We start from the raw sequence: 23602 nt of genomic DNA on the forward strand, positions 1-23602 counted from the left end.
CGCGCCTCGTACCCGACGATGTCGGAGCCGAGAATCCGCGACCCCTCACTCGAATCGAACGCCCCCGCGCGATCCCCCGCCGCGGGGCCCACCCCGGGGCAGAGCCTTCTCGACCGCTCGACGGATGACCTCCGACCGGTAGCCCCGCCGCATCAGGTAGCCGTTGAGTCGCCTCTCGGCAGTTGCCTGGTCGAGACCGCGGAGCTGCCCGGCGCGCTTGGTGGCCCAGTCGTCGGCGCGCGCCTGCTCCTCGTCATCGTCGATCTCGGCGATGGCTGCCTCGATCGACTCCTGTGCGACACCGCGCTGACGGAGTTCAGCCGTGATAGCGCCCTTGCCCAAGCCCTTGCGATCTTGCTTGCTGCGGACCAGGTTTTCGGCGAGCTCATCGTCGTTGAGCAGCCCGACTCGTTCGAGACGCTCGATCTCTTCAGCGACGACCTCGTCAGGGAGATCACGCGATCGAAGGGTCTTGGTCATTTCGGCCGATGAGACACCCCGGCGGGAAAGCGCATGCAGGCTGATGTTTTCTGCTCGAGCCTTGGCCGCGTCGTACGTCTCTTCGGGTTCGGGTTCTGTTTCGGGCTCGGGCTCGGGCTCGCGCTCGACGTCCGGGCCGGCTTCGGAGCCCTCAGACCGGGCCGCGAACGCGGCGTAGGTCGGCAGGGCCGAGACCACGGCACCGTCAGGCTCTGCCGCTTCACGGCCCCGCGGCGACACAGGCCCGTGTGAGGAATGCCCATCGATGTCGGCGATCCCGCCATCGGCTGCCTCGGCGTCGCCCCGAGTGGCCCGCGCCTCGAACGACGCGGACTCGTCGGGGTCAGCCCACTCCGGCTCGTCAGGTGCCCTGGTGCCCGGCTTTGCCCACCCGGCCCCGAAGAGCGGGGTTACCGGCGCGAGGCGATCGTCGTTGTCGCTCATGCGCCCTTGCGCTCTGCCAGCTTGCGCTGGATGGGTGCGACCGACGGAGCGGCTGCCGGTGTCGCGGCTGCTGCGGCCGCGTCGTTTGCGGCCTTCGCAGCCGCACCGTCGGCGCCGACGCCGAGCTTGGCCAGGATCTTCTGCTCGATCTCGAGAGCGATCGACTTGTTGGACAGCAGGAAGTTGCGGGAGTTCTCTTTGCCCTGCCCGAGCTGGTCGCCCTCGTAGGTGTACCACGCGCCCGATTTGCGCACGATGCCGTGCTCGACACCGAAGTCGATCAGGCTGCCCTCACGCGAGATGCCAACACCGTAGAGGATGTCGAATTCGGCCTGCTTGAACGGCGGTGCCATCTTGTTTTTGACGACCTTGACGCGGGTGCGGTTACCCACGGCATCGGTGCCGTCTTTGAGAGTCTCGATGCGACGGATGTCGAGGCGGACGGATGCGTAGAACTTGAGGGCCTTACCACCGGCGGTCGTCTCCGGGCTTCCGAAGAAGACTCCGATCTTTTCGCGCAGCTGGTTGATGAAGATCATCGTGGTGCCGGTCTGGCTGAGACCACCGGTGAGCTTGCGAAGCGCCTGCGACATGAGTCGAGCTTGGAGGCCGACGTGAGAGTCACCCATCTCGCCCTCGATCTCGGCGCGCGGCACGAGGGCTGCGACGGAGTCGATGACGACGAGGTCGATCGAACCGGAACGGACCAGCATGTCGGCGATCTCGAGCGCCTGTTCACCGGTGTCGGGCTGCGACACGAGAAGGGCGTCGATGTCGACGCCGAGCTTCTTGGCGTACTCCGGGTCGAGGGCGTGCTCGGCGTCGATGAAGGCGGCGATGCCTCCGGACTTCTGAGCGTTCGCGATCGCGTGGAGGGTGAGGGTCGTCTTACCCGACGACTCAGGCCCGTAGATCTCGACGATTCGACCCCGAGGAAGCCCACCAATGCCGAGCGCGACATCCAAGGCGATCGAGCCCGTGGGGATGATGGCGACGGGAGCGCGCTCGTCGCTCCCGAGCCTCATGACGGCGCCCTTACCGAACTGGCGGTCGATCTGGGCGAGTGCGGTCTCGAGGGCTTTCTCGCGGTCAGCAACTGAGGGCATGGTGTTCTCCTTGGATGACATCCGGTGCGGATGGGCGGTGCGCCTATAGGCTGTCGTGCCCCGACCGGCCGATGGTGCAAGGCCGGATGTTCTTCGACAAGGCTCAGGGGAAGCGCTGGTGAAAAGAACGCTACGGAGAACCACCGACACTCAGAGCGGCAGCAGGCCCTCCGTGGAGAACCGGGCCCCAGCGAGCCCCTGTGAAGACGAGGCTAACACTCAACCGAACACATGTTCGAGTGGCCCAGGGGCGGCGTGTCGCTCATGCCGCTGCCCGAATTCGAAGGAAAAACCGGCACACGCGACCGCGGGCATGCGGATCCGGGGCTGCGCGGCGCCAGATCTCCTTCAAATTCGGACGGGAGAAGGTCGGCGGCCCGATCAGCTCCGCGGCTTCGGCAGACCCACGCCGTGACGACGCTCCACCGGCACGTCTTCGGCGTCGCAGAGCGCCAACCACACGTCGCGCGGCTCATCTCCGCGGGCGATGGCCGCGTCGGCCGACACATTGCCGAGCGCCGGGAGCACGGCATCGCGGGTCACGACCCGGCCGTAGCCCTCTCCGAACTCGTCGATCACAGCCCGGGCGAATTCACTCTTGCGCACCGGTCGAGGCTACCCGCCCTGTGGGAAGTGAGCCGTCGGATCCTGAAGTTCGACTCCGCGCGGGCGAACCCGCGAGCGTGACCCACCTATCAAGCCCCACACGAAAGAACGCCCCGACCAGAAGGCCGGGGCGTCCGAAGCTCGAAGCGGAGTGCGACTAGCGGACCGCGAGGTCGGCGTCGAACTCGGCGACGAGGTCGTCGGGGAGCGTGTCGGGGATGCGGTTCAACCCCTCGATAACCGCCATGCGGTCACCGACTTCACGCATGATGGTGGAGATAGGCGTCTCGAGAGCATCCGCCACAGACGCGAGGATCTCGGAGCTGGCCTCTTTCTGGCCACGCTCCACCTCGCTGAGGTACCCGAGCGCGACGCTGGCCTTCGATGCGACCTGACGAAGCGTGCGACCCTTTTGCAAGCGGAAGTCACGAAGGACGTCGCCGATTTCTTGACGTACGAGAACCATAGGGACCCTCCTTCTGAGGACGACCCACCGAAGTCGAAGTACTTCTGTGGGTGAGTAACACTAACTGTCGTCGCTGGTGTAACTGTAGCCAGCAGGCTTTGAATGCGCCGTGTGTACCTGCGAGATGTAACGAGACCGAAACCCTGTCTATTCCCGAGGCCGTTCGAGCAGTCGCTGAAGTGCTGAGAGTGATTCGTCGACGGTAGCCGATCGGATTGCTGTTCGGTCACCCTCCAGTGCGAGGGGTACGACCTCGGAGTGGTCTTGCCAGACGATCCCGACGTAGACAGTGCCGACAGGCTGGCCGTCCTGCCCCTCCGGCCCGGCGACGCCCGTGGTGGCGATGCCGATGTCGGCCTGACGGTGCCCGAGCGTCAGACGCTCGCGGACGCCCCGCGCCATCGCGATCGCGACGTCGGGGTGGACAGCGCCGTGCTGGGCCAGGAGCGACGCCGATACTCCGAGCAGGGAGTGCTTGACCTCGGTCTGATAGGCCACGACTCCCCCGGCGACGACCGCGGAGGCGCCGGGAACGGAGACGAGCTCGGCGACGAGCAGGCCGCCGGTGAGCGACTCCGCGACGGCGATGGTGAGGCCCCGTGCACGGAGCGAGGCGACGACGTCGACGACGAGGGTCATGCGCGGGCTCGCGAATGGCGGAGGGCGACCCGCATGTAGTCGAGGCCGGAGAGCACGGTCGCGACGAAGGCAGCTGACATGACGACGATGTTGACCCAGGTAAACCAGTCGCCCAGCCAGGTCGTGAACGGGAAGAGCGCCAGCGTGAGGGCGACGCCCTGCAGCAGGGTCTTAAGCTTGCCGCCGCGCGAGGCCGGGATGACCCGGTCGCTGAGCGCCACGAACCGGTAGACCGTGATGCCGACCTCGCGGATGAGGATCACGATGGTCACCCACCACGGCAGTTCGCCCAGCAAGCTGAGGACGATGAACGCGCCACCGGTCAGCACCTTGTCGGCAAGCGGATCGACGATCTTGCCGAAGTCTGAGACCAGATTCTGTCGTCGGGCCAGGAACCCGTCGAGGCTGTCGGTCAGGATCGCCACCACGAAGATGACCGCAGCCCAGATGCGCAACGACCCCATCTCGCCATCGTCGACGAGGAGCAACACGAAGAACAGCGGCGCCATGAGGATCCGCACCACCGTGATGATGTTGGCGATGTTGGCCGTCGAAGCCGGGCCGTCACCGCGGCGGACGATGCGGCCGGTGAACGGGAAGGCCTTGGCGCGGGGGCTGCCAGCGGGATCGTGACTCATGGCTCTAGTCTCGTCCCGTCAGGCCCCAGGCGTCTTCCGACTGCTCGTCGTCGCCGTCCACCTCGCGATATCCGCGGGTCATGTCGCCCACGGGGTCGGCGCTGTAGATGTCGGCGCCGTCGTCGGGGCGGGAGATCGAAGGATCCGGGGAACCCTGGCTCGAGGCCGGCGCATCCTGCCCGCGCAACCGTGCGAGCACCCCCGGCAGCTGCTCCACCGTCACGAGCACGTCTCGCGCCTTCGACCCCTCCGAGGGCCCGACGATGTCGCGTGACTCCATGAGGTCCATCAGGCGTCCGGCCTTGGCGAAGCCGACACGGAGCTTGCGCTGCAGCATCGACGTCGAACCGAACTGGGTCGAGACCACGAGCTCGGCCGCGGCGAGGAGGAGTTCGAGGTCGTCGCCGATGTCGCCGTCGATCTCTTTCTTCTCGGTGACCTGGGCCACGTCGGAGCGGTAGTCGGGTCGAGCCTGACGGGTGACGTGCTGGACGACCTCGTTGATCTCGCTCTCCTGCACCCAGGCGCCCTGCACACGCATGGCCTTCGAGGCGCCCATGGGGAGGAACAGGCCGTCACCCTGACCGATGAGCTTGTCGGCGCCGGGCTGGTCGAGGATGACCCGCGAGTCGGTGACGCTCGTCACGGCGAATGCGAGCCGCGACGGAACGTTGGCCTTGATGAGTCCGGTGACGACGTCGACCGACGGACGCTGCGTCGCGAGGACGAGGTGGATTCCCGATGCCCGGGCCAGCTGCGTGATGCGGACGATCGAGTCTTCGACGTCTCGGGGCGCGACCATCATGAGGTCGGCGAGTTCGTCGACGACGACCAGGAGGTACGGGTACGGCTTGAGCTTCCGCTCGCTCCCCTGTGGCAGGACGATCTCGTTGTTCACGACGGCCTTGTTGAAGTCGTCGATGTGACGGAACCCGAACGACGCGAGGTCGTCGTACCGCATGTCCATCTCCTTGACGACCCACTGGAGCGCCTCGGCGGCCTTCTTGGCGTTCGTGATGATGGGAGTGATGAGGTGCGGCACGCCGGCGTAGATGGAGAGCTCGACGCGCTTCGGGTCGATCAGCACCATGCGCACGTCGCTCGGCTTGGCGCGCATCAACAGCGAGGTGATCATCGAGTTGACGAAGCTCGACTTACCCGAGCCGGTCGAACCGGCCACGAGGAGGTGGGGCATCTTCGCGAGGTTGGCGACGACGTACCCGCCCTCGACGTCTTTGCCGACGCCGATCGTCATCGGGTGGCTGCTCTTGGTGGCGACCGACGAGCGGAGCACGTCGCCGAGCGACACGATCTCGCGGTCGGTGTTCGGGATCTCGACGCCGATCGCGCTCTTGCCGGGGATCGGCGAGAGGATCCGCACCTCGTTCGAGGCGACCGCATAGCTGAGGTTCTTCGAAAGGGCGGTGACCTTCTCGACCTTGACGCCCGGCCCGAGCTCGATCTCGTAGCGAGTCACGGTCGGTCCACGGCTGAAGCCGATCACGCGAGCGTCGACGTTGAACTGGGTGAGCACCTCGGTGATGGCAGCGACGATGACGTCGTTCGCCTCGCTGCGCGTCTTGGCCGGGTCGCCGGCGCTGAGCGTCGAGACGGCTGGCAGCCGGTAGGGCGTGTCGCTGGCCTGGTCGTCGACGATCTCGAGGCTCTGCGGAGCCTCATCGTCTCCGGGCTCGAAGAAATCGGCGGCCGCGTCGGACGGCCCGAGGTTCATGGCCGGGACGACGGGAGCAGGCGTGGGGACGGGTGCGGAGGGTGCGGTGAACGCCTTCGTGAGTCCGTCGGATCCTGCGGTTGCCGCCGTCGCAGCGGACGCGTTCGCGACCGCCTGCTCGGCGAAACCGAGGTCGCTGAGAAGGTCGGTGCGAGTGTCGGGTGCGTCGTCGGACGGCGAGCCGGTGATGACCTCGGTGAACGACGCCTCGGCGGGCTCGGCCTTGGCCTTGCGACCGCGAGGCTGGCGACCCAGCGCATCTGTCGGGGCCGTCTCGGCGACGACCGGGGAATCGTAGGCGGGATCTTCTTCGCGGCCGCTCTTGTTTCGGCGCCACCACGGCATCTGCTCGGCGTCTTCGTCGGTCGCGTCGTCGAACTCGGCGGCCTCGCTGCGTTGCGCTGCGACCGAACCCGGCTGCGGTGCGCCGAAGAGGTAGGAGTAGAGCTCGTGGAGCCTGTGGCCGATGTGATTCGGCGGGGTCTTCGTGATGATGAGCAGCGAGAGCGCCAGCACGATGCAGACGATCGGCACGGCGACCCACGCGGTGAGCAGGCTCACCATCCACGAGGCGACGACCCAGCCCAGGATCCCGCCGGCCGACGCCAGACCGACCATCCCGCCGGCGGCTTCCGGTCGCCCGCCGAAGATGTGGCAGAGACCCGAGATCGAGACCACCATGAGCCCCAGGCCGATGCCGATGCGGGTGTTGTCGTGCACGGATGCCGGGTGCCGGAAGAGCCACCCCGCGAAGACGACCATGATGACCGGGAGGGCGTACGCGACGCGTCCGAACAGGCCGCCGAACGTGTAGTGGTCGAGTGCCATCGCGATCGGATCGGTCGGGTTCAGCCACTCGACGACCGCTCCGGCGATGGCCAGGAGAACGAGGAAGAAGGGCACGCCGTCGCGGCGCTCGTCGGGGTCGAGCGACTCGCGACCGAGAACGCGGAAGCCCGCGCCCACCACGTGGGCCAAGCCGAGCCAGGCCCGAGTGCCGATGCCGGGCCCGTGGTTGATGACGACGGGCGACTTGGAAGCGGGGAGCTTCTTGGTCGGCGTGGCTCTGGTCGCGGCGGTCTTGGCGGCGGCGGTCTTGGCGGGCGACTTGGAAGCGCCGGAGCCGCCCGCGCGCGAGGCAGCGCGACCCGTGGTGCGGGCGCGCGGCGAGGGCTTAGTGCTCGTAGGCATGCCGCAAAGCTACCTTGCACCACTGGTTGAAGGTGCATCTGGGGCGCGCGTGTCAGTTCACAGGAGTCACAGGAGTCACGTTGGTGGGGGCCGGAGGGCCTGCAGGAATGACGTGAGGGGGTGGCGAGTCGCTGCGTCGCCGGACGACCGGAGCTTGTCGGAGGTCCGGCGCCGCGGCGACCCGCCGCGGAATCAAGCTGAGATGACGACCGGAACGATCATTGGACGACGACGGTGCTGGCTGTTCACCCAGCGGCCGACGGTGCGACGGACGACCTGGCTGAAGGCATTCGCGTCGCGGGTGCCGTTCTCGGCCGCCTCGGTGAGCGCCGCGAGGATCTTCGGACGGACGTCGTCGAAGACGCGCTCGTCTTCGGCGAACCCGCGCGACTGGATCTCGGGGCCCACGACGACGCGACCGGTGGTTGGGTCGATCGCGAGGAAGATGCTGATGAAGCCCTCTTCGGACAGCACACGGCGATCCTTGAGGTCGGCCTCGGTGATCTCGCCCACGGTGGAGCCGTCGACGTACACGTAGCTGAGGTCGAGCTGCCCGGCCACGGTCGCGACGCCGTCTTTGAGGTCGACGACGATGCCGTCCTGGCCCAGGATGATGTTCTTGCGCGGCACACCCGTCTTCTCGGCCAGCGCGGCCGACGCGTAGAGGTGGCGGTGCTCGCCGTGGACCGGGAGCACGTTCTTCGGACGCAGGATGTTGTAGCAGTAGAGCAGCTCGCCGGCCGACGCGTGGCCGGAGACGTGCACCTTGGCGTTGCCCTTGTGGACGACGTTCGCGCCCAGCTTCGTGAGCCCGTCGATCACTCGGTAGACGGCGTTCTCATTGCCGGGGATCAGGCTCGAGGCGAGGATGACCGTGTCGCCCTCGCCGATCTCGATCTGGTGCTCGAGGTTCGCCATGCGGGCGAGGACGGCCATCGGCTCACCCTGCGATCCGGTCGACATGTAGACGATCCGGTCGTCGGGGAGGTCTTTGGCCTTCTTCGAGTCGATGAGGACGTTCTCGGGCACCTTGAGGTAGCCGAGGTCGGCCGCGATCGTCATGTTGCGGATCATGGAGCGACCCATGAAGGCGACGCGGCGGCCGTTCAGGTGCGCGGCGTCGAGCACCTGCTGCACACGGTGCACGTGGCTCGAGAAGCTCGCGACGACGACGCGACGAGGCGCGCGCGACATGATGTCGTCGAGAACGGGCCCGATGTCGCGCTCGGGGGCGGTGAATCCGGGCACGTCGGCGTTGGTGGAGTCGGGCAGGAACAGGTCGACGCCCTCCTCGCCGAGACGCGCGAACGCACGGAGGTCGGTGATGCGGTCGTCGAGCGGGAGCTGGTCCATCTTGAAGTCGCCGGTGTGCAGCACGAGGCCGGCGCTGGTGCGGATCGCGACTGCGAGAGCGTCGGGGATCGAGTGGTTGACCGCGATGAACTCGAGCTCGAACGGGCCGAGTTTCTCGATCTGCCCCTCTTTGACGGCCAGCGAGTACGGCTGGATGCGGTGCTCTTTGAGCTTCGCCTCGACCAGCGCGAGCGTCAGGGTCGAACCGATCAGCGGAATGTCTTTGCGGAGACGGAGGAGATACGGAACGGCGCCGATGTGGTCTTCGTGGCCGTGCGTGAGCACGACGCCGAGAACGTCTTTCAGGCGGTCTTTGATGGGACCGAAGTCGGGCAGGATCAGATCGACCCCGGGCTGGTGCTCCTCGGGGAAGAGCACGCCGGCATCGACGATGAGGATCTTGCCATCGAGCTCGTAGGCGGTCATGTTGCGGCCGATCTCGCCGAGACCACCGATCGGGATCACTCGCAGAGTGCCCTTCTCGAGGGCGCGGGGAGTCTGGATTGTCGTAGGCATATGTTCCTTGGGTGTCGAAGTCGAGGTCGTGAACCTCCGGTGTAGGTCTGGTGCCGGTCGGAGCCGGCGAACGCTAGCGCGTAGTGCCGTGGATCTTCGGCAGGGCGCCGCCCGCGGCCGCGTTGCGGTCGGGGCGGAATCGCGAGAGGTCGACGCCGGGAATCTCGCCCACGTGCGACAGCTCGTCTTCGATGAGGGCAGCCTCGGTGTCTTCGGGGCCGACGAGGGGCAGGCGCACGCGAGGGCTCGAGATGCGCCCCAGGCCGTGCAGGATGTACTTCGCGGCGACAGTGCCGGGCACGTGGGTCATGACGGCGCGCACGAGGGGCTCGAGCTGCTGGTGCGCGAGGGTCGCGGTGTGCAGGTCGCCCGCGTTCACTGCGTCGATGATGGTGCGGTAGGGCGCCGCGGCGATGTTGGCGGTGACGCCGATGAGGCCGGTCGCTCCGATGGCGAGGTGCGGCAGCACGTTCGCGTCGTCGCCGGAGAAATACATCAGATCGGTCTGATTCAACACCCGGCTGACCTCGGCGAAGTCGCCCTTGGCGTCTTTCACCGCCACGATGTTGGGGTGCTTCGCCGCGCGGAGGATCGTCTCGTACTTGATCGGGATACCGGTGCGGCCGGGGATGTCGTAGAGGATGACGGGCAGGTCGGTCGCGTCGGCGATCATGCGGAAGTGCGTCAGTACGCCAGCCTGAGTGGGCTTGTTGTAGTACGGCGTGACGATCATGACGCCGTCGGCGCCCGCCTTCTCGCTGGCCTTGTAGAGCTGGATCGCGTGGGCAGTCTCGTTCGAGCCGCCCCCGGTGATGATCTTGGCGCGGCCCGAGGCGACGTCTTTGCCGACCTCGACGAGCTTCAGCTTCTCGGGGTCGGTGAGAGTCGAAGTCTCGCCCGTTGTGCCCGTGACGACGATGCCGTCGGCACCCGAGGTGATGCAGTCGTCGATGTGCTTCTCGACGCCCGGCCAATCCACTTCACCGTCTGCGGTGAAGGGGGTGACGAGTGCGACGAGGACCTGCCCGAAGGGGTTTGCGATGTTCGACACCCCCCTAGAGTATCGGCACGTGCCCCTAGGGGGCGACGCGGCCGTTCTTGCCGAAGGCGGCGTAGGTCAGCGGCATGAGCTCGGCCCAGATGTCTTCCATCTTTTCGGCGCACATCTCGATCTCGCGCTGCGGGAACGACGGGAAGTGCGTGCCCTCGCGCTTGGTGCGAAGAGACAGGAAGTTCATGAGTGAGCGGGCGTTCACGGTGACGTACATCGACGAGTAGATGTTGAGCGGCAGGACGATGCGCGCGACCTCGCGGGCGACACCCGCCTCGAGCATCTTCTGGTAGGCGTCGTAGGCGAGCGTGGAGGAGGCTCTCGTCGCCTCGGAGACGAGCTCGTACTGCTCCGGGCTGCCAGGCAGGAAGTCGTAGGCGCCGGGCTTGCCGACCTGCACGAGGTTACGGGTCTCGCCAGGCACGTAGAACACCGGGTTGAGCTCACGGTAGCGGCCCGACTCTTCGTTGTAGGACGCCATGCGGTGCCGCATGAACTCGCGGAACACGAAGATCGGCGCCTGCACGTAGAAAGTCATCGAGTTGTGCTCGAACGGCGAGCCATGTCGGTCGCGCATGAGGTAGTTGATGAGGCCGGCGCCCTTGGTCGCCTGCTCGCCGTCAGCGGAGGCCTGCGCACCGTCGAGGGTGAGCTCGCCCATCGTCGAGACACGCGCAGCGAACAGCACGTCGGAGTCGTGGGCGCTCGAGCGGACGAGCTCGACCGTCACGTCGCTGCGGAATTCGATTTCGGGGGTGGCGGGGGTCTCTTCAGGCACGGCTCCGAGACTACCCTCCGAGCACCCCCGGACACCGCCAGCACCCCCGTCTAGTGTGAGGACTCGACGAAGGGCAGGCAATGACGGGACAGAACGAGACGGGTCTCACCGTGTTGATCGCGGGAGCATCGGGTTCGATCGGCACGGAGGTGACCCGGCAGGCAAAGGCGCAGGGCCACGAGGTGCTGAAGCTGGTGAGGCGACCCACGACGAAACCGGACGAATTCACCTGGTCGCCGTCCGCCGGCATCATCGACTACAACCTGCTCGATCGCGCCGATGCGGTGATCAACCTGTCGGGTGCGTCGCTGACGAAGCTCCCATGGACCTCTGCGTACAAGCACGAGATCCTCGAGTCGAGAGTGACGGCTACGCGCACGCTGGTAGACGCCATGCAACACGCCGAACACCCGCCTGCGACTTTCTTGAGCGGCTCCGCCGTCGGAATCTACGGCGACCGTCCGCTCGACATCCTCACCGAGGACTCCCCCCGCGGCGAAGGCTTCCTCGCCGACGTGGTCGCGGAATGGGAAGACGAGGCGAAAGCCGCCCCCGAGGCGACGCGGGTCGTCCTGCTCCGAACGGGCATCGTCATCGCCCCCGGAGGCGCCATGAAGCCGCTTCTCGCCCTCACGAAGGCCTTCCTCGGCTCCCGTCTCGGCACCGGCACTCAGATCTGGCCCTGGATCAGCCTTCACGACGAGGCCGCCGCCATCGTTCACCTGCTCACCAGCGACGTCTCTGGCCCGGTCAACCTGACCGGCCCGGTCGCAGCAACGAGCGACCGCATCACGGCTCGAACGGCAGCTGATCTCGGCCGCCCGTACAAGCTCGCGGTGCCCGAGTTCGCCATCCGCACCCTGCTCGGCGACGCCGGCCAGGAGATGCTCCTCTCCAGCCAGAAGGTCACCCCGCAGCGACTCATCGACGACGGGTTCGACTTCCGCTTCGAGACCGTCGAAGACGCGCTGGACGACCTCATCAAGTAGGGCGGGGCCCGGCGGGGTGATCACACCGAAGGATCCGCCGGCTCGCCCTCGAATCAGGCCGACGCACGGCGCCTGAGCCCGAACGACCTCCGGATCGCCCCACGGGCCCGGCGTCGGTCGCCGCAGGCGTCGTATGCGAGCCCCAGCCGGAACCACGCGCGCCAGTCGTCCGGGGCTGCTCGAGCCGCCGCGGCGTAGGCGGGGAAGGCTACGTCGGCGGCTTCGCGCTCGTAGCGGCCCGATGGGCGACGCGGCAGGTCGTCGACGGGCAGGGCGTCTTCGGCCTCCAGCTGCTTGACCATGCGCTCGGTGAGAATGCCGAAGCGGATCTCGAACAGCAGCGCCGCGACCCCGATGATCGGCAAGACGAGCAGGGCGACGCCGATCACTATCGCGATGGGCTCGCCCGCGGCCATGAAGAGCACGGCCCGCTGCCCCACCAGCACGAGGTAGAGCACCAGCAGGGCGCACATGACGAGAGCTGCGATGCGGCCTTTCACCGTCGGATCCTGACGTCGGTTAGTGCGACTGAGTCGCTCATGCGGCGGGAGAGCCGAGCGGAAGCACTCGATCGAGCCCCACGACGACGCCCACGGCGGCGGGTGCGGCGGCGAGAGCGACCAAGATGCCCTTCTCGTACGCGGCCTGCGAGGTGGTGTCGTGGGTCAGCGAGAGCGTCTCGCCCGAGCCGCCGAAGACGACCTCCTGTCGGGCCTCGATGCCGGGAAGGCGGAGGCTGTGCACGGGCACGCTGGCGATCTGCTGCCCGCGGGCGCGCTGGTCGACGTGCGGGGCGCGCACGGGGCCGAGGTCGCGACGGGCGTCGGCGATGAGCTCGGCCGTGCGAATGGCCGTGCCCGAGGGCGAGTCGACCTTGCCGGGGTGATGGGTCTCGATGATCTCCACGGAGTCGAAGAACCGAGCGGCCATGGTCGCGAAGGTCGTCGCGAGGACCGACCCGACCGAGAAGTTGGGGATCACGAGAACGCCGGGGCCGTCGACCTCGGCCACCACGCGACGGAGATCGGCGAGCCGGGGCTCCGACCAGCCGGAGGTGCCCACCAGCACGGGAATCCCGGCGCGCACGGCCTTCTCGACGATGCCGGGGCTCACCGCCGGCACCGTGACGTCGACGACGAGGTCGGCCCCGAGCAGCTCGTCAAGCGAGTCGCGCGACGACAGCCCGGCATGCAGTTCGAACCCGTCGGTCTCTTCGATGAGGCGGAGGAACAGCTGGCCCATCCGCCCGGTGGCTCCGACGACAGCGACGCGTATGGACATACCTCCAACCTACCGGGCTCGGTAGCATCGATGCTCGTGGTGCACTACCGAGAACTTCCCGTCGACGCGCCCGAGGCGCACGCCCTCCTGGACGCCTATTTCACCGAGCGCATAGCCACCTTTCCCGATCCGGTCGGCTACAAGACGGCCTTCCCGGATGCTTCGCTCTTCACTCCCCCGCACGGGGTCTTCGTGGTCGTCGACCTGTCAGACGACGAACGGGGCTTCGCCTGCGGCGGAGTGCGCAGGATCCGAGACGGTGCGGCCGGCAAGGTCCAGTACGAGATCAAGCACCTCTTCGTGGCGCCGTCGGGCCGGGGTCGAGGGCTCGGCAAGGCTCTGCTCGGCGAGCTCGAGCGTCGGGCGCGCGCGTTCGGCGCGACGGAGGCCGTGCTCGACACGAACGACAGCCTGACGGCCGCGGGCGGCCTCTACCGCGCGTCCGGCTACGCGACGATCGAGCCGTACAACGACAACCCCAACGCGACCCACTGGTACGCCAAGCCCCTTCTCTGACGCCTCGCCCTCCACCAGCCCGCAATAAATTAGGCGGTGGTGGACGAAGACGCCGCCGGTCGATCGGAGCGTGTCGGAGATCCGGCGCCGTCTACGCCCGCCGCGGTAGGTACGAGATCCGGTGGGCGGCCGTCTGCCGCCCCAGAATCACAGCGGCTGCTCGACCGGAAGGCCCGTCCGCAACTCGACCGGAAGGTGACCGAGGTCGTTGTGGGTCACGAGCTCGGGCGGCTTGGCGGAGCGCACCCGGATGATCGTCAGCCCGCAGTTGGCCTGGTTGACGCCCATCCAGCGCCACGACGGCGCCCCGAACACCTCGCGCACGAACCAGCCGATCACGAAGTTGTGGGTGATGAGGAGGTCGTGACGGTCTTCGCGCGCCGGGGTCAGCCACTCGGCGACCGCATCGGACATCTGTGCCTCGCCGGCCTCGATCTCTTCTCCGGTGACCCCGCCGAAGAACGGCTTGTAGGCCTGCGGCATATCGGGGGTCGGCCCCGATGGGATGCAGTCGAAGAGGAGGGTCGAGGGCTCGGGGGTGAGGGCCGGCATCATCTCGGTCATGATGGTCGCCGTCTCGGCAGCCCTCTCGAGTGGCGAGTGCCAGGCCGCGTCGAAGGGGACGCCGCCGAGTCGTGCGGCGATGGCGCGGGCCTGTCGCTTACCGCGTTCCGAGAGCGGCCCGTCGGGCAGACCGTATTCGGCGTCCTGCTGTTCGCCGTGTCGGACGAGGTAGAGGTAGTGCGACACTGTCGCCTCCTTCATCGGGTTTCGGGCGGCGTCGTTGCCGCGCCGGAAACGGTCGAGGCGCCGAAGAGCTCGGGCTCGATGTCGCCGACGACCACGGTGGACAGTACGCCCGAGCGGAGTTCACCGGCGAGAGCGGCGACGTCGTTCGGGGTCACTTTCGCCAGGCGGGCGAGCGATTCATCGAGATCGATGAACTCACCCATCGAGATCTCTGCCCGGCCGAGGCGGTTCATTCGCGTGTCGCTGTCTTCGAGAGCGAGGGCGGCGGCACCGCCCAGCATGCCGAGGGAACGCGAGTGCTCCTCGTCGGTGATGCCGTCAGCGGCCAGCCGGTCGAACTCCTCGAGCAGGAGAGTGGTTACCTCGCGCGCGTTTCTGGGCGCGCACCCGGCGTACAGCCCGAAGAGGCCCGCATCGGAGTAGCTGGCCGCAAACGAGTAGACCGAGTACGCGAGACCGCGCTTTTCGCGGATCTCCTGGAAGAGACGTGACGACATGCCTCCACCGAGGACGGCGTTCAGAATGCTGAGGACCGGTCGTCGGGCGTCGGTAAGGGACAGCCCGGGCACGCCGAGCAGCACGGTCGCCTGCTCGAGCGGCCTCGGTATGACCTGGGTCGGAACGCCCTGCGACAGGGGACTGACGAGGGTGCTGCGGCGCTCGACGGGTGCCCCCGGTGCATCAGGCCAGCCTGCGAGACTCAGGGCGGCCTCGATCCGACCGACGAGGGCCTCGTGGTCGACGGCTCCCGCCACGGTCACGACGAGGTCTTGCGGCCGGTAGTTGGCTCTGTAGTGGTCGACGACGTCGTCGCGGCGTGCTGCGCGGATGCTGTCGGGCGAGCCACCGATGGGTCGACCGAGCGGGTGCTCGCCGAAGACCGATTCGAAGAGGCGTTCGCTCCCGACATCGGCGGCGTCATCGTCGGCCATTGCGAGCTCGTCGAGGATCACCCCGCGCTCTATCTCGAATTCATCGGGGTCGATCGTCGACGAGGTGACCATGTCGGCCAGGACGTCGACGGCCATGTCGAGGTCGACGTCACGCACTTTGGCGTAGTAGCAGGTGTACTCCTTGGCGGTGGCGGCATTGTGCTCCCCTCCGACCGACTCGAAGCTCACCGAGATCTCGAAGGCACTCCGAGACGGGGTGCCCTTGAACAGGAGATGCTCGAGGAAGTGCGTCGAACCGCGTTCGTGACCGGTTTCGTCTCGGGAGCCGACGGCGACCCAGAATCCGACCGTGGCGCTGCGGGAACCCGGCATGCTCTCGGTCAGTACACGCGCTCCCGTCGACAGGACGCTTCGCCGGACGAGTTCACCTCCGGAAGCGCGGAAGGAGAGGTCGGCGACATCGAGGGGAAGAGGGACGGCACCGTTCATCGGGCACCCCCGCGCACGAGTCGATTCAGCACTGCTTCGTTCATCGCGTCGAGCCTACGGGATGGGCGACACCCGAACTGGGGTACGCAATTAGTGGACAGACAGACTCGTCTGTTTGTCCTCCTGTGTGATACTCTGGTTTCACCGACCGGGTCCGCTTGAGGCCGACTCGATCGGCGGCTAGCCGGACGTTCGATGTCGGCACCGTCGTTATCCCCTTCGACGGCCCTGCCGAATGTCCTCAAGGAGCCACGCTGTGACGGTCGAATTCCCCCCATCGGCCGTCCAGCGTTCCCTCCTCGTCGAGCCCACCGCAACCCGGGCCCACCAGCCCGGTCCCGGTGCCAAGCAGCGCGTGTTGACCACGTCCGACCGCCTCTTCTACGACGAGGGCATCCGCACGGTCGGCGTCGATCGCCTCATCTCCGAGTCGAGCGTGACGAAAGCGACGTTCTACAAACACTTCGGCGCCAAAGACAACCTCGTGGTCGACTACATCGGTCGACGGCACGCGTCCGCCGTTGCCGAGGTCGAGGCCATCACAGCCCGCGAGCCCGACGCCACCGGCGTGATCCGCGGCGTGATCGCGTCGATCACCGCCGACATCCAACGGCCCGAATTCCGCGGGTGCCCATTCGTCAACGCGGCTGCCGAGTTTGCGAATTCGTCACACCCGGTTCGCCAGGTCGTTCTCCAGCACCGCGAGTGGTTCACCGACACCCTTGTGGAGCTCTTCCGCAAGGCGGGCCACCCACTCTCGGGCGACGCCGCCGACGAGTTCCTGCTCGCCCGCGATGGCGCGATGGTCGGCGGCTACGCCGGCGACCCCATTGCCTCCACCGCCGCGCTGTCCCGGGTGGCCGAGCGACTCCTCGCCGACTGCGTCTGACCCCCGCTCAGCGCGCCCGCACGGCGGCAAGTGGGGCACGGCGACTGTCGGGCACGGCACCCAGCGAGCACTGCTCCTCGTGAACACTGCCCCTCGCGACCACGGCGCCCCGTGAACTCTGCTTCTAGTGGGCGCTCACCCGGTCGAGCTCGGCCACGTCATGGCGCGTCAGCTGCACGCGAGCAGCCTCGACGAGCTCGATCACCTGCGACGGAGAGGTCGCGCTGACGACCGGCGCCACGACGTTGGGCTTCGTCAGAAGCCAGGCGAGGGCGACTGCCGAAGCCGGGGCGGCATGCAGAGAGGCGATCCGATCGACCTCGGCCAGGATCCTGAGGTTCTTCTTGGTGAGCAGCTTGGCGACCTCGCTGCCCCTCCGGTGCCCTTTGACGTCGGCGCGGCGGCGGTACTTGCCCGAGAGGAAGCCGCTCGCCAGGGCGAATCGAGGCATGACGGCCAAGCGCTGCTGCGAGGCGACCTGCGCGAGGTCGCGCTCGTACTCGGAGCGCTCGACGAGGTTGTAGCGGTTCTGCAGCGCGACCATCGGTGCGACGCCCAGCATTCCGGCGGCGATTCGCGCCTCATAGAGACGATTACCGGAGTGGTCTGAGCCGCCGAACCAGCGCACCTTGCCGGCACGGATCAACCGGTCGACCCCCAGCAACGTTCGCTCGAAGGCCACATCGGTGTCGTCGACGTGCAGGTACAGCAGATCGATGTGGTCGGTGCCGAGGCGCCGGAGCGAGGCCTCGACGGCGCGTTCGATCGAGAGCGGCGTGAGACCCGGGTTGTCGAGGCTCTTGCCGATCTTCGTCGCGAGGACCACGTCTTCGCGCATGCGTCGCGAATGCATCCACTCGCCGATGAGCTCTTCGCTGCGGCCGTCGCCGTACGAGTCGGCCGTGTCGACGAAGTTGCCGCCGACCTTGAAGTAGGTGTCGAGCACGTCGAAGCTCGATTTGTCGTCGGCCGTCCAGCCGAACACGTTTCCGCTCAGCGCCATGGGGAACACGCGCAGGTCAGACGTGCCGAGGCGGCGCCGAGGCTGGATGATGCCGAGGTCGACAGGCACCGTGGAGATGGGCGACGTGAGTGCGGCCCGACGCCCGTGGCGCTGGCTCGGCGCCTCGGTTGCCGGAGCAACGACGTCGGATGGCACGGTGCTAGGAGTCTCGATGCTCGAGGGCGACTCCGTCACCTGCGTCTCCTGATCCCTGGGTTGAGACGACAATACGGTCTCCTCGTCCAGTCAACAGCGCGCCGCACCAACTCGTTACCAAATTCGCCACCCCAATTCGGGAAAAACGAAGGATCCCACGGGGCACGCTCCACAGCCACCTCATCGTGACCATTCAGCAGACGCAGAGTCAGCGCAAGTGCTCCCCTCAGGGGCCGTCCGTAATGTTCTTCTCGTGCGGTTCCTGGGAGGGTTCCGGGGCATCGTTCTTCGTGGTGGGGAGCGGTGTCGTCACTATTGCATCGGTACGCATGATCGATGCCAGAAGGGCCGGGCCGCGGTGGGGATCGCGGTTCCGGCCCTTCGCCAATTCTCGGGTCGGGCACGCTGTGCCGCGTGGCGGGTGCCACGCGCCTAGTGCCACGTCCCGAGTGCCGCCTAATGCCGTCTACGGCGGGGGCCGCCCGGCATTCGGCGGCACTCAGCACACTGATCAGGCACAACGAGAACGCCCGCCCCTGCCGAAGCAGGAACGGGCGTTCGTCGATCAGTCAGCTCGAGGGTCAGACCTCGACGGAGGCGTCAGTCGACTCCTCGGTCGCGCCGGAACCGTCGGTGTCGGCCTCGTCGGCCACGACCGGGGCGAGCGAGAGCTTGCCGCGGTCGTCGATCTTGGTGATCTCGACGAGGATCTTCTGGCCAACTCCGAGCACGTCTTCGACGTTCTCGACGCGCTTGCCACCGGCGAGCTTACGAACCTCGCTGATGTGCAGCAGGCCGTCTTTGCCGGGGAGAAGCGACACGAACGCACCGAAGGTCGCGATCTTGACGACCGTGCCGAGGAACTGCTCGCCGATCTCGGGGTTGGTCGGGTTCGCGATCGCGTTGACCTGCGCACGCGCGGCCTCAGCGGACGGACCGTCGACAGCGCCGATGTACACGGTGCCGTCTTCTTCGATGGAGATGTCGGCGCCGGTCTCGTCCTGGATGGCGTTGATCGTCTTGCCCTTCGGGCCGATCAGCTCGCCGATCTTGTCTTGCGGGATCTGGACGCTGATGACGCGAGGAGCGGTCGGAGCCATCTCGTCGGGGGTGTCGATGGCGCTGTTCAGCACGTTCAGGATGGCCGTGCGGGCCTCCTTCGCCTGCTTGAGAGCGGCGTCGAGCACAGCCGAGGGGATGCCGTCGAGCTTCGTGTCGAGCTGGATCGCAGTGACGAACTCGGAGGTACCGGCGACCTTGAAGTCCATGTCGCCGAGGGCGTCTTCGGCGCCGAGGATGTCGGTGAGAGCCGCGTAGCGGGTCTGGCCGTCGACCTCGTCGGAGACGAGACCCATGGCGATACCGGCAACCGGAGCCTTGAGCGGCACACCGGCGTTGAGCAGCGACAGCGTCGAGGCGCAGACGGAGCCCATCGAGGTGGAGCCGTTCGAGGAGAGCGCCTCGGAGACCTGACGGATCGCGTAGGGGAACTCTTCGCGGCTCGGCAGGACGGGGACGAGGGCGCGCTCGGCGAGGAAGCCGTGGCCGATCTCGCGACGCTTCGGCGAACCGACACGGCCGGTCTCACCGGTCGAGTAGGGCGGGAAGTTGTAGTGGTGCAGGTAGCGCTTCTTCGTGATCGGGCTCAGCGAGTCGATCTGCTGCTCCATCTTGAGCATGTTCAGCGTGGTGACGCCCAGGATCTGGGTCTCGCCGCGCTGGAAGATGGCGGAACCGTGGACGCGAGGAATGACCTGCACCTCGGCGTCGAGCGGACGGATGTCGGCGAGGCCACGACCGTCCATGCGGATCTGCTCCGTGAGGATGCGCGTGCGGACGACCTTCTTGGTGACCGACTTGTACGCACCGGAGACCTGGCCATTGGCCGCGGCGGGCAGTTCGCCGGCCTCGACCTTGGCGGCGACAGCCGCCTTGACACGGCCCTTGAGCTCGTCGTCGGCGTTCTGGCGCTCGACCTTGGCGGCGATCTTGTAGACGGCCTTCAGCTCTTCTTCGGCGACAGCGGCGACGGCCGAGTAGACCTCGTCGGTGTACGGCGGGAAGACGGGGTAGTCGGCGATCTCTTTCGCGCTCTGCGCGGCGAGCTTCGACTGAGCCTCGACGAGGACCTTGAGGAACGGCTTCGCCGCCTCGAGACCCTGTGCGACGACGGCCTCGTCGGGCTTGACGTCGCCGCCCTGGATGAGGCCCCAGGCGTGCTCGGTGGCCTCGGCCTCGACCATCATGATCGCGACGTCTTCGTTGCCCGCGGCGTCGGTGACGACACGGCCGGCGACGGTGAGGTCGAAGACGGCGTCTTCGAGCTGCGACGCCTTCGGGAACGCGACCCACTGGCCCTTGATGAGCGCGAGGCGCACACCGGCGACGGGGCCGGAGAAGGGCAGACCGGAGATCTGGGTCGAGGCGCTGGCGGCGTTGATGGCCAGAGCGTCGTAGAACTCGTCGGGAGCGATGCTCAGGACGGTGATCACGATCTGGACCTCGTTGCGGAGACCGTCGACGAACGACGGACGCAGCGGCCGGTCGATCAGACGGCAGACCAGGATCGCCTCGGTGGAGGGGCGACCCTCACGACGGAAGAACGAGCCGGGGATCTTGCCCGCGGCGTACGAGCGCTCTTCGACGTCGACGGTCAGCGGGAAGAAGTCGAAGTTGTCTTTCGGGTTCTTCGAGGCGCTGGTGGCAGACAGAAGCATGGTGTCTTCGTCGAGGTACGCGGCGACGGCTCCCTGAGCCTGCTGCGCGAGACGGCCGGTTTCGAACCGGACCGTGCGGGTGCCGAACTTGCCGTTGTCGATGACGGCTTCGGCGAACTTGATTTCTGGACCCTCCATATGGGGGTTTTCTCCTCTTTGTTTTGAATCGTCTCCCCGTGTGGGAGGCGATGTCACTCAGTAGGAGCAGGAGGCTTCGAGGCACGAGAGGTGCGCACACGAACCCGGAGCGCCGAGAGTGGCGCCTGCGGTGGCGTATGCCTGGTCAACAGTAGAAACGCTCGGGCCCGACTCGAAAACGACGTCGAGGCCCGAAGATCACCACCGGTGACCAGCTGCTGCCAGCCTGGTCCTATGTGGTCGAGAGTAGCACCAGGCGATATTTTTCCTCCTGGCACGCGCCGAATGTGGCTCATGTGACTGGTGTTACTCGTGTGATCGGCGTTATGGTCGGGACCATGCCATTCGCCCGAGTGCGCCCGCGCACGCTGCGCCACCGTTCGCTGACCGTCGTGAGCGCGGTGGCCGTGGTCACCGTGACCTGTGGGATCCTCGTCTCTCCTCTGTCGGCGTCGGCGTACCCGTCGTGGAGCCAGGTCGAAGCGGCCAAGGGCAATGCCAGCGCCACGAAGAAGCAGGTCGCGAAGATCACGTCGGCCCTCGACGGCCTCGAGCAGGCCGCTGCCACGAAGAGCCAGGCGGCGCTGCAAGCCGACGCCGCGAACTCCGAGGCCCAGCAGAAGTATCAGGCCGCGAGCAGCCAGGCCGATGCCCTCGACGCCGAGGTGGCAAAGCAGAAGACCAAAGCGGCCGAAGCCCACCAGGAGGCCGGTCAGCTCGCGGCGCACCTGTTCCGTATCGGCGGCTCGTCGATGGAGGGTCAACTTCTCACCGGCGAGAATGCCGACAAGACGCTGTACAAGCTCGGCGCCCTCTCGCAGCTGACGACGCAGTGGCAGACCGTGCTCGACCAGGCCACCGTCGCGAGTCGTTCGGTCTCGTCGCTGAGTGACCAGGCGAAGGTTGCCGCCGATGAGCGCGACCGTCTCGCCGCCACCGCGAAGACGGCCCTCTCGACCGCGCAGTCGGCCCAGCAATCAGCCGACGACGAGGTGGCGACCGCCACCCGCACGCAGTCGACCCTCTACTCACAGCTCGCCGCGCTGAACAGCACGTGGGCCACCCTCGAGAAGAAGTACCGCCAGGGCGAGGCCGCCAAAGCCGCCTACGCCGCGCAGCAGAAGCGGGCAGCCGAGGCCGCCGACGCGCTGGCCGCCCAGCAGGCCGAGGCAGCGAGGAAGGCTGCGGCGCCGGTTGCAGCGGCGCCGGTCTCGTCGGGTTCGTCAGGATCGAGCGGGTCGGGCGGATCCTCGGGTTCCGGGTCGTCGGGTGGTTCCGCTTCTTCGGGTGGCTCAGGATCCGCCGGAGGCTCGCTCGGGTCGGGCGTCGTCGACGATCCCGCCGGAGCCCAGGCCTACGCCCGCGGCGCCCTCCCCTCGCACGGCTGGGACTCGTCGCAGATGTCGTGCCTCGTGCTGCTCTGGAACCAGGAGTCGGGCTGGCGCACCAGCGCCCTCAACCCGTCGAGCCAGGCGTACGGCATTCCGCAGGCGCTCCCGGCGACGAAGCTCGCGACGGCCGGACTCGACTGGCAGACGAACTACCGCACCCAGATCAACTGGGGCCTCGGCTACATCGCTGCGGCCTACGGCTCCCCCTGCGGCGCCTGGTCGCACGAGGTCGCCCACAACTGGTACTGATCTGCCGCGACAGTCGACGCCCAGCACACCGGAAAGACTCGAGGATCCGGGTCTGCCGACCACAACGAGAACAGCCCGCCTTCCGAAAAAGGCGGGCTGTTCGAGTGAAGAGTGTAAGCCGCGAGCGACTTTGCTTCAGTTATCGAGAATGGTCGTTATCGACGCAGTCCGAGACGCTCGATGAGAGCGCGGTACCGCGTGATGTCGACATCGCTGAGGTAGCCCAGGAGGCGACGACGCTGGCCCACGAGCAGAAGCAGGCCACGACGCGAGTGGTGGTCGTGCTTGTGCTCTTTGAGGTGCTCGGTGAGGTCTTTGATGCGCTGAGTCATCACAGCCACCTGAACCTCGGGGGATCCCGTGTCGCCGGGGTGGGTCGCGTATTCTTCGATGATCGCAGTCTTCACTTCGGGTGCAAGTGCCATAGCTGGATCCCCTTTCAGTCGTTGCGCGGTGCTCGGCGCCGGATGCGCGAGCTCTCTTTCTCCGCGGCCGTTGGACGGCAACCTGCCTAGCGTACCAGCCCGGCAGGCTCCCGACGAGCCGGCGTCGAAACAGGCTTGCGGCCCGCCGACGCGAACGGCAGGAACATCAGCCGCAGCACGAGGGCGATCATCACGCCGATGAAGCCGCCGATGCCGTTGTGCTGGATGTCGGCGGCGTCGCTCACGCGGGAGGAGAGGAACGAGCCCTGGAACGCCTCGATGCCCGCGGAGAGGAGAACGCAGAGCCCCACGGCCACGAAGAAGAGCCGCTTCGGAAAGAACAGGGCCAGGAAGAAGCCGAGCGGCACGAACATAAGGGCGTTCGCGATCGACTCGACGACGGAGAAGGTGAGCCAATTCGTGGCGTCGTGGCGTTCGAAGAAGCCGAGAGCCCGGTAGAGGTACTCCCCCGTCGTGTGCCCGTAGACGGAGGGGCGCAGGGTCATCCACGCGACGGCCATCAGGTACAGGACGGTCACGACGAGGAGCCAGGGACGAAAGCGCATCCGAACAGTGTGCGGCACGGGCACCGGGTGAGCCTGTGTGCATCCGGTCTATCCGCTGATGGGATCGGTATTCGGGCCTGGAGGACGACGGCCGGTCATCCTTCCGGGTGAGAGGAGGGCCGCCAGCGGGCGACCGGGACTGTCAGCGGC

At 67.2% G+C, this 23602-nt stretch carries 22 protein-coding genes; 4 read left to right on the forward strand and 18 right to left on the reverse strand.

Annotation, left to right across the window (positions count from 1 at the left end; translation table 11 throughout):
• Window positions 1-45 precede the first annotated feature (45 nt).
• The 10 genes from EDF39_RS08900 to thyX all read right to left on the reverse strand — a co-directional run bounded on the left by EDF39_RS08900 (window position 46) and on the right by thyX (window position 11000).
• Entirely contained in the window at window positions 46-924 is an 879-nt protein-coding gene (locus tag EDF39_RS08900; RefSeq protein WP_123942458.1) for a regulatory protein RecX, read from the reverse strand.
• The gene (gene recA, locus EDF39_RS08905) at window positions 921-2030 is read right to left on the reverse strand and encodes a recombinase RecA (protein ID WP_123942460.1); all 1110 of its coding nucleotides are present in this window, start codon (window positions 2028-2030) and stop codon (window positions 921-923) included. Before recA ends, EDF39_RS08900 begins: the two co-directional genes overlap by 4 nt.
• Before the next feature lie 381 nt (window positions 2031-2411).
• On the reverse strand, window positions 2412-2636 hold the full coding sequence (locus EDF39_RS08910; protein ID WP_055962522.1) for a DUF3046 domain-containing protein: 225 nt from the start codon (window positions 2634-2636) through the stop codon (window positions 2412-2414).
• 157 nt (window positions 2637-2793) lie between these two features.
• On the reverse strand, window positions 2794-3102 hold the full coding sequence (locus tag EDF39_RS08915) for a helix-turn-helix domain-containing protein (RefSeq protein WP_055962525.1): 309 nt from the start codon (window positions 3100-3102) through the stop codon (window positions 2794-2796).
• 147 nt (window positions 3103-3249) lie between these two features.
• A complete protein-coding gene (locus EDF39_RS08920; RefSeq protein WP_123942462.1) occupies window positions 3250-3741 on the reverse strand; it encodes a CinA family protein in 492 nt (163 codons plus the stop codon).
• On the reverse strand, window positions 3738-4379 hold the full coding sequence (gene pgsA / locus EDF39_RS08925) for a CDP-diacylglycerol--glycerol-3-phosphate 3-phosphatidyltransferase (protein ID WP_123942464.1): 642 nt from the start codon (window positions 4377-4379) through the stop codon (window positions 3738-3740). Before pgsA ends, EDF39_RS08920 begins: the two co-directional genes overlap by 4 nt.
• Window positions 4380-4383: 4 nt before the next feature.
• On the reverse strand, window positions 4384-7302 hold the full coding sequence (locus tag EDF39_RS08930) for a DNA translocase FtsK (RefSeq protein ID WP_123942466.1): 2919 nt from the start codon (window positions 7300-7302) through the stop codon (window positions 4384-4386).
• Window positions 7303-7494: 192 nt separating this feature from the next.
• Complete coding sequence (locus EDF39_RS08935; protein ID WP_055962538.1) at window positions 7495-9171, reverse strand: ribonuclease J; 1677 nt, start codon at window positions 9169-9171, stop codon at window positions 7495-7497.
• Between the two features lie 73 nt (window positions 9172-9244).
• On the reverse strand, window positions 9245-10222 hold the full coding sequence (dapA, locus tag EDF39_RS08940) for a 4-hydroxy-tetrahydrodipicolinate synthase (RefSeq protein ID WP_055962541.1): 978 nt from the start codon (window positions 10220-10222) through the stop codon (window positions 9245-9247).
• 25 nt (window positions 10223-10247) lie between these two features.
• Window positions 10248-11000 carry an FAD-dependent thymidylate synthase gene (gene thyX, locus EDF39_RS08945; RefSeq protein WP_123942468.1) on the reverse strand — a complete coding sequence of 251 codons (753 nt, stop codon included), beginning with the start codon at window positions 10998-11000 and terminating at the stop codon, window positions 10248-10250.
• An 80-nt stretch (window positions 11001-11080) separates the two neighbouring features.
• On the opposite strand from thyX, the gene EDF39_RS08950 reads away from it, so the two are divergent.
• Entirely contained in the window at window positions 11081-11989 is a 909-nt protein-coding gene (locus EDF39_RS08950; protein ID WP_055962546.1) for a TIGR01777 family oxidoreductase, read from the forward strand.
• Between the two features lie 53 nt (window positions 11990-12042).
• Here the strand turns inward: EDF39_RS08950 and EDF39_RS08955 are convergent, their stop codons facing one another.
• Together EDF39_RS08955 and dapB are read right to left on the reverse strand one after the other, a co-directional pair.
• Window positions 12043-12489 carry a hypothetical protein gene (locus EDF39_RS08955; RefSeq protein ID WP_370275176.1) on the reverse strand — a complete coding sequence of 149 codons (447 nt, stop codon included), beginning with the start codon at window positions 12487-12489 and terminating at the stop codon, window positions 12043-12045.
• Between the two features lie 37 nt (window positions 12490-12526).
• On the reverse strand, window positions 12527-13270 hold the full coding sequence (gene dapB / locus EDF39_RS08960) for a 4-hydroxy-tetrahydrodipicolinate reductase (protein ID WP_123942470.1): 744 nt from the start codon (window positions 13268-13270) through the stop codon (window positions 12527-12529).
• A gap of 30 nt (window positions 13271-13300) precedes the next feature.
• Between dapB and EDF39_RS08965 the strand changes: the two genes are divergently transcribed.
• The gene (locus EDF39_RS08965) at window positions 13301-13786 is read left to right on the forward strand and encodes a GNAT family N-acetyltransferase (protein WP_123942471.1); all 486 of its coding nucleotides are present in this window, start codon (window positions 13301-13303) and stop codon (window positions 13784-13786) included.
• 147 nt (window positions 13787-13933) lie between these two features.
• On the opposite strand, the gene EDF39_RS08970 is transcribed toward EDF39_RS08965, so the two are convergent.
• Window positions 13934-14536, reverse strand: coding sequence for a histidine phosphatase family protein (locus EDF39_RS08970; RefSeq protein ID WP_055963877.1), 603 nt, complete (start codon window positions 14534-14536; stop codon window positions 13934-13936).
• Window positions 14537-14547: 11 nt separating this feature from the next.
• A complete protein-coding gene (locus tag EDF39_RS08975) occupies window positions 14548-15918 on the reverse strand; it encodes a pitrilysin family protein (protein WP_123942473.1) in 1371 nt (456 codons plus the stop codon).
• A 256-nt stretch (window positions 15919-16174) separates the two neighbouring features.
• Here EDF39_RS08975 and EDF39_RS08980 point away from each other — a divergent pair, with 256 nt between their 5' ends.
• Window positions 16175-16807: a TetR/AcrR family transcriptional regulator gene (locus EDF39_RS08980; RefSeq protein ID WP_233573103.1), complete on the forward strand. Its 633-nt coding sequence runs from the start codon at window positions 16175-16177 to the stop codon at window positions 16805-16807.
• Window positions 16808-16931: 124 nt separating this feature from the next.
• Here EDF39_RS08980 and EDF39_RS08985 read toward each other — a convergent pair whose 3' ends face one another.
• Window positions 16932-18005 (reverse strand): aldo/keto reductase, encoded by a 1074-nt coding sequence (locus EDF39_RS08985; RefSeq protein WP_233573102.1) that lies wholly within the window; start codon window positions 18003-18005, stop codon window positions 16932-16934.
• A 542-nt stretch (window positions 18006-18547) separates the two neighbouring features.
• Window positions 18548-20821: a polyribonucleotide nucleotidyltransferase gene (locus tag EDF39_RS08990; RefSeq protein ID WP_123942475.1), complete on the reverse strand. Its 2274-nt coding sequence runs from the start codon at window positions 20819-20821 to the stop codon at window positions 18548-18550.
• A gap of 338 nt (window positions 20822-21159) precedes the next feature.
• On the opposite strand from EDF39_RS08990, the gene EDF39_RS08995 reads away from it, so the two are divergent.
• Window positions 21160-22461: a lytic transglycosylase domain-containing protein gene (locus tag EDF39_RS08995; protein WP_123942477.1), complete on the forward strand. Its 1302-nt coding sequence runs from the start codon at window positions 21160-21162 to the stop codon at window positions 22459-22461.
• A gap of 155 nt (window positions 22462-22616) precedes the next feature.
• Here EDF39_RS08995 and rpsO read toward each other — a convergent pair whose 3' ends face one another.
• Window positions 22617-22886, reverse strand: a complete 270-nt coding sequence (gene rpsO / locus EDF39_RS09000) for a 30S ribosomal protein S15 (RefSeq protein WP_055962559.1) — start codon at window positions 22884-22886, stop codon at window positions 22617-22619.
• An 86-nt stretch (window positions 22887-22972) separates the two neighbouring features.
• The gene (locus tag EDF39_RS09005; RefSeq protein WP_123942479.1) at window positions 22973-23452 is read right to left on the reverse strand and encodes a VanZ family protein; all 480 of its coding nucleotides are present in this window, start codon (window positions 23450-23452) and stop codon (window positions 22973-22975) included.
• Window positions 23453-23602 lie beyond the last annotated feature (150 nt).

Origin of the sequence: Frondihabitans sp. PhB161 (genome assembly GCF_003814635.1) — a bacterium.
In the GTDB taxonomy this organism is placed as follows: domain Bacteria; phylum Actinomycetota; class Actinomycetes; order Actinomycetales; family Microbacteriaceae; genus Frondihabitans.